Genomic DNA, 15496 nt, shown 5'->3' on the forward strand with positions numbered 1-15496 from the left:
TTCCCCTCATTTTCTTAACTTACGATAATCTAAATCTCCTCGCTCTAATGCGTGCATTAACATTTCAGCACTTGCCATATTCGTTGCAAGTGGAATCGCATATACATCACATAAACGAAGTAATGCATTCACATCCGGTTCATGCGGCTGTGCTGTTAATGGATCGCGGAAGAAAATCACCATATCTAAATCGTTCTTTGCAATCATTGCACCAATTTCTTGATCTCCACCAAGAGGGCCAGATTGATATCTTGTTACAACTAATCCAGTCGCTTCCATAATGCGAAGCCCTGTCGTTCCTGTTGCAAATAATTCATGTTGTTCAAAAATTGGTTTATATGCGTATGCAAACGAAACCATATCATTTTTCTTTTTGTCATGTGCGATTAAGGCAATTTTCATCCGTTGTCTCCCCTTTAGTCGATAATATTTTCTAAACCGTACACAAGATGATCAAGGTTCATTACTGTCTCAATTGATAGTTTTACACCTGACATAAATGATGCACGATTGAATGAATCATGACGAACTGTTAACATTTGTCCATCTCCACCAAACATTACTTCTTGGTGTGCAATAAGCCCTGGCAAACGTACACTATGAATGTGAATACCGTCTACATTTGCACCTCGTGCACCTGCTAGTTGCTCTACTTCATTTGGATGACCTTGCTGCTTTGATTCACGATTTTGGCGAATTAACTCTACCGTTTTTACAGCTGTACCAGATGGTGCGTCTAATTTTTGATCATGATGTAATTCAATTACCTCAACATCTTGGAAATATTTCGCTGCCATTTGTGAGAATTTCATCATAAGAACTGCACCAATTGCAAAGTTTGGAGCAATAATTGTTCCTACTGCTTTTTCTTTTGCATTCTCTGTTAAACGTGTCAATTCTTCTTCTGTAAATCCAGTTGTACCAATAACCGAACGAAGTCCACGCTCAACTGCAAGTGTAACGTGTTGTTTCCCCACTTCTGGTGTTGTTAAATCTAACAACACATCTGCTTCTACTTCATCTAAACAAGTATGTAAATCAGCGTAAATCGGCGCATGTAATGCTGGCATGCCAGGTAAATCAGAAATCTTCTCACCACCATGCTTATAATCCACTGCTGCTACTAAATTAAAATGTTCCGTTCTTTCCATAAGAAGGACTGCTTCATGTCCCATACGTCCTCTTGGTCCGGCGATAATTACTTTAATTTCTTTCATTATTCTTTCTCTCCCTCATCAATACGTGTCCAGCGATCTTTATCACGTGTATTAAATTTATTCATTACAATGTTATGTGCTGTCTCTAAATCAATATTTAAACTATTTGCCATACAAATCATAACAAATAATACATCTCCAAGCTCTTCTTCAATACTTCTTTCTTTTTCAGTTGTTTTCTTCGGTTTCTCACCATAATAATGATTTACCTCTCTTGCAAGCTCTCCCATTTCTTCCGTTAAACGAGCCATCATTGCAAGCGGACTGAAATAACCTTCTTTAAACTGACCAATATATGCATCTACTTCTTTCTGCATATCTTTCATCGTTTTTGCTTCCATACTATTCACCTCTAATCCTTCCTCTTTCATGTTAGCCAATTCATCGCGATTTGACAAATATTATTCCCCGCCAAACACCTATTTGCGACCCATTTTTGGATAGACTATAATAAAGTGAAACTTCTTTTGTGATTTTTTTGCAAAAGATTAGTTGAACTAATCGGGTTCCTACGGCTGGTTTGCCTTTCTTCAGAGGTTTATCTCCTACCAGCCGTTGGTACGGGGTAAAGTGAAACTTCTTTTGCGATTTTTGCAAAAGATCAGCCCACACCAATCGGGTTTCTACGGCTGGTTTGCCCCTCTTCTTTGCTTCATCTCCTATCAGCCTTTAGAGCGGGATAAAGTGAAACTTTCTTTTGCACTTTTCACAAAAAATCAGCCCACATCAATCAGGTTCTTACTATTTTCACTAGCAACTAGAAATTACTTATTATTATGTTTTACCGTTTCAGCGGAGCAATGCAATCATTACATAATTAGGGGGATTTCTATATGACATCAAAATTGAAGATGCGAAATATTATTTTTATTTTAATTGGTTCCGCTATATTTTCTTTCGGTATTGTCAATATCAATATTGAAAACCACCTTGCAGAGGGTGGGTTTACTGGTATTACACTATTATTGTATTTTTTATTTAAGTTTGATCCTTCCTACTCAAACTTAATTTTAAATATCCCTATATTTTTTATTGGCTGGAGGTTACTTGGCAGAACGACATTTTTATATACATTAATTGGAACCTTTAGCGTATCTTTATTTCTATGGATTTTCCAGCGTTACGAAGTACTCAACTTACATTTAAACTTGCAAAATGATATGACACTCGCAGCTTTATTCGCCGGGGCATTTATCGGTATCGGCCTTGGAATAATATTTAAATATGGCGGGACTACTGGCGGTGTAGATATTATCGCACGACTAGCGCACAAATATGTTGGCTGGAGTATGGGGAAAACAATGTTTATGTTTGATGCTGTCGTTATCGTCGTCTCTATTCTTACCTATTTATCATACCGTGAGGGCATGTATACGCTAGTTGCTGTTTTTATCGGTGCTAAAGTCATTGATTTTATGCAAGAAGGAGCTTATGCTGCCAAAGGAGCGACTATTATCTCAGAAAAAAACGATGAAATTGCTGCCAAAATTTTATCTGAAATGGAGCGCGGAGCAACCTTTTTAAAAGCTGTTGGATCGTATACAAAAGTGGAACGTAATGTATTGTATTGCGTTGTTGCTAAAAATGAAATCGTGAAATTAAAGAATATCATTACTTCTGTAGATCCTCATGCTTTTGTCGCTGTAAGTGATGTACATGATGTAGTTGGTGAAGGGTTTACGTTAGATGAAAATAAAAACCCTTTACATAATTAAATATAACTAGAAAAGCGCCTTAGCTTTTCTAGTTTTTTATTACAAGTCTTTTAAGCTTCTCAAAATCCTCATGAATAAGCTCCAATAAACTCCGATTATAAAAAATGGAAGCTGGATGAAAAGTCGGAAAAACATGATATTCTTTCTCTGACCATGTAAACTCTGCACTTTGCATATCCTTTAATTTTTGAATGGGCTGTTTTAATAATTGCCCGTGTACATCTGTGATTTTTTTATTTTTTCCTGTTAAACGTTGAAGACCGATATTTCCAAGCGTGACGATAAGCTTCGGATGTATTTTCTCTAATTCATAATCTAACAAAGGCGCATGGGCAACTATTTCTCCCTGATTTGGCGTTCTATTATACTTTTTTTGTATGATTTCACCATTTCGTTCTTTTTTCTCTCGCCATTTATAAGGTCTACTCCGAACAGCGCTCGTAATATATACTTCTTCCCTTGTAACGTGGATACGCTCTAAAAAAACCATTAATTGTTTTCCCGCCCTCCCGCTAAACGGAATCCCATTATGAATTTCTGTTTCACCAGGTGCTTCTCCTAACAACATAAATTTGGGATTTTCAGGACCTTGTCCACTTAAAAAACCTTCTAGTTGATAAGGAGCACTACGCTCTTGTACTTGTTTTACTAAATGGTCTGGATATTTCATTTCCCCCACCACCTTTCCGCATTACTTCTATTATTTCTATTTGCAATACATTATATAATTCAATCCACACAACAAAAAAAGACTATCAAAATTGATAGTCTTTAGTCGTCGCTACGCTGCATACCAGTATACATTAATACGAGACGTAATAATTCAAATACCGCTACAGCTGCAGCTGCTACATATGTTAATGCTGCCGCATTTAATACTTTACGAGCTTGCCCATATTCATCTGTTGATACAATACCTAACGCTTCAATTTGTTGCATTGCGCGCTTTGACGCATCAAACTCAACTGGCAATGTAACGAGCTGGAACACAACACCTGCTGCCATTAAAATGATACCTAATAACAATAGTTTTGACATTGTCGCAAATATACCAATCATAATAAATACCCATGATATATTCGATCCAAAATTAGCCACAGGAACTAACGAATGACGAATACGCATAAAGTTATAATCTTGTGCATCTTGAATTGCGTGTCCTACTTCGTGTGCTGCAACTGCTGTACCAGCAACTGAATGTCCATAATAGTTATCTGTTGATAATCGAACCGTCTTAGCGGTTGGATCATAATGGTCTGATAAATGACCTGGTGTTTCTTCTACAGCTACGTTGTATAATCCATTTTCATCTAAAATTTTTCGAGCCACTTCCGCTCCTGTCATACCTGATGTTGAATAAACTTGTGAATACTTGCTATAGGCACTACGTACTCTTGACTGTGCATACAACGGTATGATCATTATGATCGCGAAGTAAATTAAATAAAACATCATGAACCTCCATTGAAGTTTTAATTATAGTACTTCTCATTCTATTTTCTTCTGCCACTATTGTCAATGAATAAACCTTACAATCCATATCTTTATTTATTGCATTATCTATTTTTAGAATGTACATTACTTTTTCTTTTTTCTCTCTCTCCTTTATACTTTCTCCATCCAACATAAGTTAATGTGAATAAAATAAGTCCCCCAGTAATTGTCATAAACCAAATGAGAGAGGGTGCAATTTCATCTTTTTTTACTGTGTGAAATATCTTTTGCAAATCCCCTTTAATAATCCCTAATTGCATTTGGCCGCCTTTCGTTTTTAACATAACGTTACGAAATTCATCTAAATAAGATAAATGAACATTTACACGCTGGACCTCGTTTTCTGGCAAAGCAATCATTAAGCTTGGATAAATAATATTGAATTCATTTAAAAACGTATTTAACGTTTGTTGAAACTGCCCAGCATCTTCTTTTTCCATCGCTTTTTCCATTTGAGAAAAGGCATCCATTACTTTCCTTTCTCTTTCCATCCAAAGTGGTTGATATTTCGATACTTGTGCATCAACAGCAAGTTGTAATGCCAGCACATTATCAATTTTAGCTTGCTTACCTAAACCTTCTTCAGAGAGCGATTGTTGCGCCTTATCGTAAGCTAAAGAAATAACTCTAACTTGATCTGGTGTTACTTCCTGCTTCTTTTCATTCCCCTTTATTAAAAACTGCTCCGAGAAATGTTGTAATACTTGTACCGCTTTTTCATCTTCATTACGCTTCACTAACTGTAACGAGTCGTCTAACAACCCTGTTAGCTCATTCCACTCTTCAGCATATATACGTAACGGAAACATTATAATTAGAAATGCTATCAATCCAATTAATGTTCTCTTCATCCCGGTCCCCCCTTAACTACTAGTACAAAATATGTTAATTTGGACAAGAATAGAACAGAACTAGACCGAAAAATATATTATCGTTTTACAAAGAAAAAAATTCTCTTTAAGCAGAGAATTTTTTCTGTGACATCCTTTTCTTTTTTACGAGATATCTATATAAGCTGTAACAAAGTATACTCCCACCTAAAATGAATAATAAAATAGCACACGCAGCATGCATAAAGAACTCTTCTGGTAACATTAATATAATTGGATCCTTTTCAGGATCAAAAACCCAATAATCATTACTAAATAAAAGTTTATGGAATAATACAAAACTCTTTTCAAAATTAATAGCAATTGGTAACATAAGCGCTATCGGAAAAATGATTGTTAAAATCGATCCGTGCAGTAAAAACTTTTCATTTTTCTTTTTTAATAAATAAATTCCGCCTATCACTGCAATCATAATTGTCGCATACATCACATATTGAATCTTTACTAAAATATTTTTAACATCTACAAAATGAATACGGCCATTTGTGGACATATCTAATGTGGGCAAATGTAATGCTCCGTCATAAAACGGGGATAAATATGTAATAAGCACATCGTAATTTCTTTTAATTTCATCCTTCGTCATATCCGCTAAATCAGGAATATTTAAAAAATCAATTTCAAAATAATACAACCATTTTCCATATACAACTGCCGTTGTTGCGAGTGCAAAAATAGAAAATGCTATGCTATATGAAACAACTAAAGTAATCAATCGATCCAATATTTTTGTACCACTCTTATTTTTCTCCATGTTCTCCCCCTAAATGTTCTAACCATCATAAAGAAAATTGTTTTCTTTGCTCACGTAAGCAACAATAATATGTAATACATAGTACAGCAATACTTAACCAAAACGTAAAATAACCAATTTCCTCTACAAACAAATGCATAATTCCATATCGCGGCATTTGCCAAAATAAATAATCAATTGCATCGTTATGCAACGTCCACACAGCTGCTACTATAAAATGCCATTTTTTTATACGATAGAATGGAGCATATAAAAATCCTTGTATTGCCATCGCGAAGTGCGAAAGCATTAACATGTAGCCCATAAGGCCTATAGGCCCTTTTACGTAAATCATAATCGCGTTTACAACAACAGCCCAAATACCATATTTTATTAAAGTTACAATCGCTAACGCTTCTATTAATCCCCAGTTTCTCTTTGCCAAAAAAGCAATTAAAACAAAGACAAAAAAGAGAGTCGCCATAGGACTATCTGGTACAAACGGCCAAAATATAGGTGACGTTTCTTTCAATTGATTTCCGTACCATATAAATCCATAAATTGTACCTAATAAGTTAACAATTAATAAAAATAATAATACCGAGCGTTGTCTTAACATTGCATACAAGTACACCAATCCGTATGTCCAACACCTTTCAAGCAAAGTAATTCATTCACTAAATCCTACTCTATTATAACAAACTTCATCCAACTAAATAGAAAAGCTGACTACAAATTTTGTAGTCAGCTTTTTTATTATTTTTTATTATACTTTGCAACGAATTCCGAAAGCTTCTTCAGTTCCTCATCCGTACCTTTAAATACACCTTTAGGCATTGAACCTTTTCCCTCTTTCGCAATTTTAGCAATTTCTTCTGGCTTTAAAGTTAAGTTTTGCAGTGCCGGTGCTGCTGCCCCGCCTTGTAAATTGTCACCATGACATGTTAAACAAGTATTTTTTTGCATTAATTTATAGCCATCATCATTTTTATCAACTGGCGCTGTTTTTACAATTGCTCCTTGTTTTTTTGCAGCTTCCCAGTCGTGGTGTGCTACAGATTCCCAAGTTAAAAAGATAATCGATGCAATTGCTAAAAGCATAAATCCAGTTGCCACAGGACGCTTCAATGGACGTCTTTCTGGACCTCGATCAAGAAATGGAGCTAACAGTAATGCTCCAAACGCAATCCCTGGCATAATAAATGCTCCAATTACAGTAAATGAACCGGAAGCATACGAATACTTTAATAACTGATACAAGAATAAGAAATACCAATCTGGAAGTGGTATATATCCAGCATCTGTTGGGTCCGCCATTCTCTCAAGCGGCGACGGATGCGCCACTGTTAAACATAAATAACCGATTAAAAAAACTGCACCAACCATCCATTCTTTTAACAAGAAGTTCGGCCAAAATGCTTCTGTTTTCCCTGGGTATTCAGAATAGTCTTTTGGAATATTTGGTTTCCGAGCTACTGGTACCCGAGAATCTCCTACAAACTTCATCCCTTTGCCGCGATGCATAATCTCCCTCCTTTAGTTCTTTCCCCTTTAATTTAGCAATCTCTTATAGTGGACCGGAAATACCTTGTTTGCGAATCATGATGAAGTGGAAGGCCATTAAACCTAGAAGTGCTGCTGGTAAGAAGAAGACGTGAATAGCAAAGAAGCGAGTTAATGTTTGAGCGCCAACAATTTCGGAATGACCAGCGAGTAATGTTTTAATATAAGGACCAATGAGCGGTGTTTGCTCTGCAATTTGAATCCCTACTTTTGTAGCAAATAAAGCTTTCATATCCCACGGTAATAAATATCCGGTAAAACCAAGACCTAACATAACAAAGAAAATAAGAACACCAACAATCCAGTTTAACTCACGGGGCTTTTTATACGCACCTTGGAAGAAAACTCTGAGTGTATGTAAAAACATCATTACAATTACGAGACTAGCACCCCAGTGGTGCATACCACGAACAATTTGCCCATAAGCAACTTCATTTTGTAAATAGTAAACTGATTCCCAAGCATTTTTAATATCAGGCACATAATACATCGTCAAAAACATTCCAGATAAAATTTGAATTACAGTAACGAAAAAGGTAAGTCCTCCAAAGCAATAGACGAATGCAGAAAAGTGATGTGCCGGGTTTACATGTTCAGGTACTTCATGATCAGCGATATCACGCCATATTGGTGTAATATCTAATCTTTCATCCACCCAATCATAAATTTTATTTAACATCTACTTTGCACCCCCTCTTGGCTTCGCTTTTCCTAGATACAGCGTTCCATCTTTCACTTTAGACTCGTACACATCAAGCGGAGCAAGGGGTGGCGTACCTTTAATGTTAATCCCATCTTTTGTATAACGACCCCCGTGACATGGGCAAAAGAATTGATTCGGATGTGCTTTGTCCGAATTCCAGTTAACTGTACATCCTAAATGTTTACATACTGGAGAGAACGCAACAATGTCTCCGCTTTCATCTTTATGAACCCAAGCTGATTTTGGTTCTTCAGACTTGTACCAACCATCAACCTGCTTCACTTTAAAATCGAAACGCTTCGGCTCTGTTGTAATATCCTTTACTTGCGCAACAGCAACCATATCCGTTCCCGCTTCTTTTCTTAACACCGGATCAAGCGCAAATCGCGTCATCGGCATTAAAATACCGGCAGCCATAAAGCCTCCTACCCCTGTGAGTGTGTAATTTAAAAATTGTCTTCTTGACACGCGATGTTCTTTCTCGCTCACGAAAATTTCCCCCCTCTATCAGAAATTGTCCCCTCGTGATAAATTATATAAAAAATAAAAACTAGGACACTATCATGATATAATACGCTCATGCACAGGTCAATATCATACTACTCATAATAATAAGAACTTTCTGTTTATTATGAGTTTCCCCATTTCTCTTCCAACATCACCATTATATTTTTTATATGTGCATGAATAACTTCTCTTTTTGCTTGATCACTAAATTGTTCTAATGCTAATGAAGGAAACCAAAACAAATCTCCCTGTAACTCTTGCATATCCTCTTTCCATGAAAAATCACTTGTAACATAAGCAATATGCTTAAAACCTTCACTTCGTAAATGATTTGTCCATTCTTGCAAACGACCTTTTTCATTCTTTTGACTTTCTACCAAATACGTAAACGCAGGCAGTAAAAGCACTCTTCCCTTATACTCTCTTTCCAATTCCGTGCTCAACAATTCGATAAATTCACCTTGTTCTACAACCATTTTCATTTCTTTTGCTGCCGAAATTGATAACAGCGGTATTACTCCTGTATCAACATACTCTCTTGCTTGCTCAAACTGTTCCACATCTTTTACAATCCACTTCAAATTCCTTCCCTCCTTCACTTACAAATGACAGAACTTTCACTTTATATATATTAAACCATACTAAAAGAGGTAAAAAAAGAAAAACTACCCAATATAGGTAGTTTTTCTTGATGAAAGTCTGAAATTTGTAAAAATTTATTAATCCAAATAAATTCTATAAAGTTTTTAACTCTGCCGTTAATCTATGAAACGCTTCCTTATCTTGCTTATCTAACGCTTCATCAATTTGTTTCAAAAGGCGTTCTCTCCTAAACGAAAATACACTTTCTTCCAAAAACCTTTCTGCAAGTAAACGATCTTTTTCATTTACTTCAATATGCTTTGGTAGATATGGGTTTTCTTCTAATACAGCTACATAATTCGCATTTTGAAACGATGATTTAAAGTTGAGTTGAATATAAATATCCTCATCTCGATTTAAACGAATATCATGAAACGATTTTTCAGCATCTGTTGTCATAACATTTTGTTTAAAAAAGTGAAACGGTGTGTCTTTCACACAATTCGCTGACATCACTAAGCCACGCGGACAATATTTTGCATGCTCTACGAAGTGGACTTTATGCATCAATTGGTCGTGACTCATTAAATAATTCAGAATCCATACACATTCACGCTGTTTCAGTTGGTAATTATTCAAAAACCATTTTACAAAATCCTTCTTCTCGTTTACAGAAACAGGGGTATTCATAGCAATTAAGTCCCTCCTCTGTCTTTCTCTTTTCTTTTTAGATTCAAGAAGCGGCATTCAGTTTCCTTCCAACTTATGAAAAATCCTCTAAATTATATAACAACTCTTCAATATGAATTTGTGTCGGGTCTAGTTGTAATAACTGGGTAAATACTTCTTTCGCCTCTTTTCGTTTTCCTTCTTCCAATAAGAAATAACCGTACTCTTCTAAGAAGTCTGGATGATTCTTAAAAGAAGTATATGCACTTTCATAGTGTTTTAATGCATCCGAATACATTTCTAATTGTTTTTTTGCATACGCAAGATCCCAAAGTAGTTGTGTATCTGGTTCTCCACTATCAATAGCACGCTCTACAATTGCAATTAACTCTTCGTACTTTTCTTGTTCTTTTAAGATATATGCATATTTTAATGTTGCACCTAAATGCCCTGGATCTAACTCAAGCGCTTTTTGAAGAACTTCCTCTGCTTCTACTATTTTTCCTAATTTCGCCGCAATGTTCGCTAACTCTACATAAAATGGAACTGAAAGCTCATCTACTTTAATTCCTTCATGAAGCGTTTCATAGCTTTCTTGAAGCATTCCTTCTTTTTCATAGCTTTTCGCTAAATACATGTACAGTGATGCGTACTCAGGGTCTAATTCTTTTAATTCCTGCCAAGCACCAATTGCTCTCTGATATTCTTCACCTTGGTATAATGTGAAGGCATATCCAAATAATGAGTGAATATCTTTTTGTTCCTCTAGGCCTGCTTCATAATAAGAAATCGCTTCTTCCCAGTTTCCGATCGCGCTTAACGTTTCTGCGAGGCGAAGTGCGATCACGACACCACCCATTACTTTATGTTCCGCTAATAGCGATTCATAATAAGTAATTGCCTTTTGTTCTTCACCTTTACTACTATATAATTCTGCTAACCCAAACGTAATAACAGGTTCATCAGGCATCATTTCTTTCGCCTTTAATAGTTTTTGCTCTGCTACATCATCAAAACCTTGCATTTGGAATAAATCTGCAACAAGTAATAACGATTGAACATATAAATCGTCATTTTCTGGAATATCATGAAGCACTTCAATCGCTTCATCTTCTTTATCTAGATCAATATATAATTCTGCTAAAAATACAGTGAATTCACTTTCTTCTGGATACAGTAAACGTAAGTCTTCAGTAATTGCTAATGCCTCATCTGTAAATCCAAGTGTATGATAGTAACGAGCGATATCATACTTCTCTTCATCATTCGCAATTTTTAATTGTTCTTTTAATAATTGTAATCCTTTTTCTGCTTCACCATTTTCAATATATGAAACAGCTTGTTCAAACTTTTGCATAAACGTCTCCTTTAATTCTAAAAAATATTCTTTTCTGTTCATTTATCATAAGCAACTCACTGTTAGAACGCAACCTTTAGAATGAGCATGCTTCTTCTTATACTTCTTCCTACAGAGTAGTTAATTGTTCAAAAGGTTCGGATATGACACCGATACCTTATCATCATCTTCTATTGTACCGCTTTCTTTTATGACCGTGCAAATAACTTCTCTCACTAATTATCAAGCCATACAAACCGTGGTTTACAGAATAACTTAATTAGCAGTCTTCAACCTTTATTTTGAATGCGATAAAAAAGGCTCCTATAATAGGAGCCTTCACAATCTCTTAAGAATATGTTTCTTCTTTCTGTACTTGCTCATTTACAAGCTCTTTCAGTAACTCTATAATTTCATCATTTTCTTCCTTCAAACCGACAGTAATACGAATACCATCATCGATACCAAATGCAGCACCAGAACGAACGATATATCCTTTTTTCATTAATCGTTCGAAAGCTTCATTACCTGGTATACCGAGTTTTAAGAAAATGAAATTTGTTTGAGATGGATAATAGAATACGTTATATTCTTTACAAAATGCATAATACTGATTTAAACCTTCAGCATTCTTTTGCACACAATCTTGTAAAAAAGCTTGATCTTCTAATGCAGCGAGTGCTACAGATTGGGCTACAGTTGATGTATTGAATGGTAACCTAGCTACTTCTAGCTGTCCGATTAACTTCGCATCCCCAATCGCATATCCGATACGAAAAGCAGCTAAACCATATGCTTTTGAAAACGTGCGTAAAACCATAAGATTTTCATACTTTTCAAGAAGTGGTAATGTTTGCGGATAGTCTTCTGCTTCCGCGTATTCATAATATGCTTCGTCCATAATAACGAGAGCCGACTTAGGAACTGATTCTAAAAATGAAAGTAATTTTTGTTTCTCAACATATGTACCTGTTGGATTATTCGGATTACAAATCCATACAATTTTCGTTTTCTCATCTACTTGCTCTAGCATTGCATCTAAATCGTGAATACCATCTTTAAGTGATACTTCACGAACTTCTGCTCCTTCAATAACAGCATGGTGATGATATTGTGAAAACGTAGGATTCGCCATTACAACGTTTGTTCCTTCATGTAGTAACGCTCGGCTAATCATTTGAATGACTTCATCTAATCCACTACCAAATAGTAGTTGTTCTGCTTTTACACCTAAATGTTCCGCTATTTTTGTCCGAAGTTCAAAGGCATATCCATCTGGATAAAGGGCATATTGGCTCGCTAAAGAAGTTAATGCTTCTGTCACACGTGCTGAGCAACCGAATGGATTTTCGTTGGATGCTAATTTCACAATTTTTGATAAACCATATTCTCGTTTTACTTCTTCAATGTTTTTCCCAGGCACATACGCTCTCAAAGTTAACAATTGCTCTTTCACTCTCATTTTTCTTCCCCCAGTCATTTCATTCAATTTGATTACAATACGGTTATAGCCCCTTACTGTAATCTTTTGTCATAACCGTCACTATTACGAGAATACCTCTAAATGAGCACTTCACAGCACTTCGCTATCATTTTAAACCATATCTTTTTGAAATGCCTCTAACGCAATATGAACAGTCTCATCTGAAATAGATACGACATTCACTACCCCATATTCCTGCATAAGCACCATATGAATTGCTCCTGCATTTGCTTTCTTATCTTGTTTCATCAATTGAACGAGGCGCTCTACATTCAAATCTCCTGGCATTTTTGGATAGCCGTATTTCAAGAACCACTGCTTCATATCTTCATAAGCAAGATCAACCTTGTACACTTGCTCACTTAAAAATATGGCGAATAACATTCCAACCGCTACACCGTCACCGTGAGTAATATTTCCATACCCTAGCTCTTTTTCAAGAGCATGTCCTAACGTATGTCCAAAATTCAAATGAGCACGTACACCCTTCTCTGTTTCATCTTGTGACACAACATTTGCCTTTACAGGAATCGCCTTCGTTAATATATGGATTAACTTCTCATCATGAAGATCCGCTAATGTTTGCACTTCTTCTTTTAACCAATGGTATAGCTCCACATCACCGATAAGAGCATGCTTTATCACCTCTGCATAACCTGAACGCCACTCTTTTTCAGGAAGAGACTGTAAAAACGGTGTATGATATACAACTGCTTCTGGCTGATGGAATGCACCAATCATATTTTTACCTAACGGATGGTTAATCGCTACTTTCCCACCCACTGCGCTATCGTGCGCTAATAAAGTTGTCGGAACCTGCACAAAGCGAATACCACGCATAAACGATGCAGCAACAAAACCAGCTAAATCTCCAATCATTCCGCCTCCAAGTGCAAGAATTAAAGAATTTCTATCTAATTTATTTTCAAGAGCTGACGTATGAGCCGCATAGAAATTTTCGAAAGACTTCTCTTTTTCGCCACTTGGTACAACAAACGAAAACACGTGCTGCTCTACTTGTAATGCATCGATAACTGTCTGTAAATGTAGTGATGCAACAGCTTCATCTGAAATAATCATTACGTTAGATACCGCTGGCTGCATATTCTGAACGATCGTTGTTAAGTTTGACAACACTTCTTTACCAACATGTACATCATATTCTTTTGATTTCGTTTGAATATGTATGTTTCCCATTAAAATCCCCTCGCATATTCATTATGTTTCTCAATATTTTCACGAATTAGTTCCATACGATCTAATCCGAATTGTTCTATTAAAGCTGTCGCTAATTCCCAAGCCACAACCGCTTCTGCAACGACACTAGCTGCTGGCACTGCACAACTATCTGAACGTTCAATGCTCGCTGTAAAAGGCTCTTTCGTATCAATATCTACACTTTGAAGAGGTTTATAAAGTGTAGGTATCGGTTTCATCACACCGCGCACAACAATTGGCATTCCAGTCGTCATACCGCCTTCTAATCCACCTGCATTATTTGTTCTTCGTGTATATCCATGCTCCTCATTCCACAGAATTTCATCATGAACTTCACTTCCTGGTCTATGCGCTGCTTCAAAACCAATTCCAATCTCGACACCTTTAAAAGCATTAATACTCATAATTGCAGCTGCTAATTTCGCATCCAGTTTTCGATCATAATGCACGTAGCTACCTACTCCAATTGGCATCCCTTCCACAATTACTTCAACGATTCCACCAATTGAATCACCATTTGCTTTCGCATCATCAATCGCTTTCATCATTTGGTTACCAGCTTCGTCATCTAAGCAACGTACAGGAGATGCTTCGGTAATACTCTTTAATTCTTCAATTGAACTATACGTAATCTCCTTAGCTTGTACACCGCCAATTTCAATTACATGGCCCGCTACTTTAATACCAAGTTCTGCTAACACCTTTTTAGCAACCGCACCAGCAGCAACACGCACCGTCGTTTCGCGCGCTGACGAACGTTCCAGTACATTCCTCATATCTCTATGACCATATTTAATCGCACCATTTAAATCAGCATGCCCAGGCCTTGGTTTTGTCACTTTCCTTTTCATCTCTTTTTCTTCTTGCTCAGTTAAAGGCTCCGCCCCCATAATTTTTGTCCAGTGTGCAAAATCACGATTTTCAACAACAAGTGCAATAGGGGAACCTAATGTTTCTCCATGTCTAACACCACTTAAAATTTGCACTTGATCCGTTTCAATTTGCATGCGTCTACCGCGCCCATATCCCTTTTGCCTTCTAGCTAACTCTTCGTTTATATCATCTGCTACTAAAGACAATCCTGCCGGAACACCTTCTATAATCGTTGTAAGTTGTGGACCATGAGATTCACCAGCTGTAATATATCGCATACGTTATTCCTCTTTTCGTATATGTATTTATCTCACTATATTAACTTTTATCATTCTAAAAATATTAAAGAAATTATATCATAAATCGACCATTTTCTTATTCTATATTTCCGATAGTCCTAATTTAAATATCAACATATCATAACAGTTCAAACTTCGTAACTAACTGAAAATAAAAAAAGTGCAAGAAGAATACCCCTATTCTCCTTGCACTTTTTACTATTATCACAGTGAT

At 36.3% G+C, this 15496-nt stretch carries 18 protein-coding genes; 1 reads left to right on the top strand and 17 read right to left on the bottom strand.

Annotated elements, in window-relative coordinates; translation table 11 throughout:
- Positions 1–6: 6 nt before the first annotated feature.
- From mgsA to IQ781_RS07825, 3 genes are read right to left on the bottom strand one after another with little or no spacing between them, the layout of a single operon-like run.
- On the bottom strand, positions 7–402 hold the full coding sequence (gene mgsA / locus IQ781_RS07815; RefSeq protein WP_000684765.1) for a methylglyoxal synthase: 396 nt from the start codon (positions 400–402) through the stop codon (positions 7–9).
- 14 nt (positions 403–416) lie between these two features.
- The gene (gene dapB / locus IQ781_RS07820; RefSeq protein ID WP_000658813.1) at positions 417–1217 is read right to left on the bottom strand and encodes a dihydrodipicolinate reductase; all 801 of its coding nucleotides are present in this window, start codon (positions 1215–1217) and stop codon (positions 417–419) included.
- Positions 1217–1558, bottom strand: coding sequence for a nucleotide pyrophosphohydrolase (locus IQ781_RS07825; protein ID WP_002108639.1), 342 nt, complete (start codon positions 1556–1558; stop codon positions 1217–1219). Before IQ781_RS07825 ends, dapB begins: the two co-directional genes overlap by 1 nt.
- Positions 1559–2050: 492 nt before the next feature.
- Here IQ781_RS07825 and IQ781_RS07830 point away from each other — a divergent pair, with 492 nt between their 5' ends.
- Positions 2051–2932 carry a YitT family protein gene (locus IQ781_RS07830; protein ID WP_000202121.1) on the top strand — a complete coding sequence of 294 codons (882 nt, stop codon included), beginning with the start codon at positions 2051–2053 and terminating at the stop codon, positions 2930–2932.
- A gap of 28 nt (positions 2933–2960) precedes the next feature.
- Here IQ781_RS07830 and IQ781_RS07835 read toward each other — a convergent pair whose 3' ends face one another.
- The 14 genes from IQ781_RS07835 to aroC all read right to left on the bottom strand — a co-directional run bounded on the left by IQ781_RS07835 (position 2961) and on the right by aroC (position 15261).
- Positions 2961–3602, bottom strand: a complete 642-nt coding sequence (locus IQ781_RS07835; protein WP_000876873.1) for a uracil-DNA glycosylase — start codon at positions 3600–3602, stop codon at positions 2961–2963.
- A 101-nt stretch (positions 3603–3703) separates the two neighbouring features.
- Positions 3704–4387 carry a zinc metallopeptidase gene (locus IQ781_RS07840; RefSeq protein WP_011109966.1) on the bottom strand — a complete coding sequence of 228 codons (684 nt, stop codon included), beginning with the start codon at positions 4385–4387 and terminating at the stop codon, positions 3704–3706.
- Positions 4388–4488: 101 nt separating this feature from the next.
- Complete coding sequence (gene ypjB / locus IQ781_RS07845; protein ID WP_000831584.1) at positions 4489–5277, bottom strand: sporulation protein YpjB; 789 nt, start codon at positions 5275–5277, stop codon at positions 4489–4491.
- Between the two features lie 106 nt (positions 5278–5383).
- Positions 5384–6070, bottom strand: coding sequence for a lipoprotein intramolecular transacylase Lit (lit, locus tag IQ781_RS07850; RefSeq protein WP_000414378.1), 687 nt, complete (start codon positions 6068–6070; stop codon positions 5384–5386).
- A gap of 25 nt (positions 6071–6095) precedes the next feature.
- Positions 6096–6686, bottom strand: coding sequence for a lipoprotein heptaprenylglyceryl N-acetyltransferase LhaT (gene lhaT, locus IQ781_RS07855; protein WP_025709269.1), 591 nt, complete (start codon positions 6684–6686; stop codon positions 6096–6098).
- Positions 6687–6805: 119 nt separating this feature from the next.
- Entirely contained in the window at positions 6806–7573 is a 768-nt protein-coding gene (gene qcrC, locus IQ781_RS07860; protein ID WP_000554603.1) for a menaquinol-cytochrome c reductase cytochrome b/c subunit, read from the bottom strand.
- Between the two features lie 43 nt (positions 7574–7616).
- Positions 7617–8291: a menaquinol-cytochrome c reductase cytochrome b subunit gene (qcrB, locus tag IQ781_RS07865; RefSeq protein WP_000932700.1), complete on the bottom strand. Its 675-nt coding sequence runs from the start codon at positions 8289–8291 to the stop codon at positions 7617–7619.
- Positions 8292–8804: a menaquinol-cytochrome c reductase iron-sulfur subunit gene (qcrA, locus tag IQ781_RS07870; protein WP_001290418.1), complete on the bottom strand. Its 513-nt coding sequence runs from the start codon at positions 8802–8804 to the stop codon at positions 8292–8294.
- Positions 8805–8944: 140 nt separating this feature from the next.
- The gene (locus IQ781_RS07875; RefSeq protein ID WP_000871313.1) at positions 8945–9403 is read right to left on the bottom strand and encodes a YpiF family protein; all 459 of its coding nucleotides are present in this window, start codon (positions 9401–9403) and stop codon (positions 8945–8947) included.
- A 154-nt stretch (positions 9404–9557) separates the two neighbouring features.
- Positions 9558–10094, bottom strand: coding sequence for a ReoY family proteolytic degradation factor (locus IQ781_RS07880; RefSeq protein WP_001095925.1), 537 nt, complete (start codon positions 10092–10094; stop codon positions 9558–9560).
- 73 nt (positions 10095–10167) lie between these two features.
- Positions 10168–11430, bottom strand: coding sequence for a tetratricopeptide repeat protein (locus IQ781_RS07885; RefSeq protein WP_001168671.1), 1263 nt, complete (start codon positions 11428–11430; stop codon positions 10168–10170).
- 328 nt (positions 11431–11758) lie between these two features.
- Complete coding sequence (gene hisC, locus IQ781_RS07890; RefSeq protein WP_001264019.1) at positions 11759–12871, bottom strand: histidinol-phosphate transaminase; 1113 nt, start codon at positions 12869–12871, stop codon at positions 11759–11761.
- Between the two features lie 132 nt (positions 12872–13003).
- The gene (gene aroB, locus IQ781_RS07895; RefSeq protein WP_000526819.1) at positions 13004–14089 is read right to left on the bottom strand and encodes a 3-dehydroquinate synthase; all 1086 of its coding nucleotides are present in this window, start codon (positions 14087–14089) and stop codon (positions 13004–13006) included.
- Complete coding sequence (aroC, locus tag IQ781_RS07900) at positions 14089–15261, bottom strand: chorismate synthase (protein WP_001269384.1); 1173 nt, start codon at positions 15259–15261, stop codon at positions 14089–14091. Before aroC ends, aroB begins: the two co-directional genes overlap by 1 nt.
- Positions 15262–15496: the final 235 nt, after the last annotated feature.

It is taken from the genome of Bacillus sp. N447-1 (genome assembly GCF_022701035.1).
GTDB classification, from domain to species: Bacteria; Bacillota; Bacilli; order Bacillales; family Bacillaceae_G; genus Bacillus_A; species Bacillus_A cereus.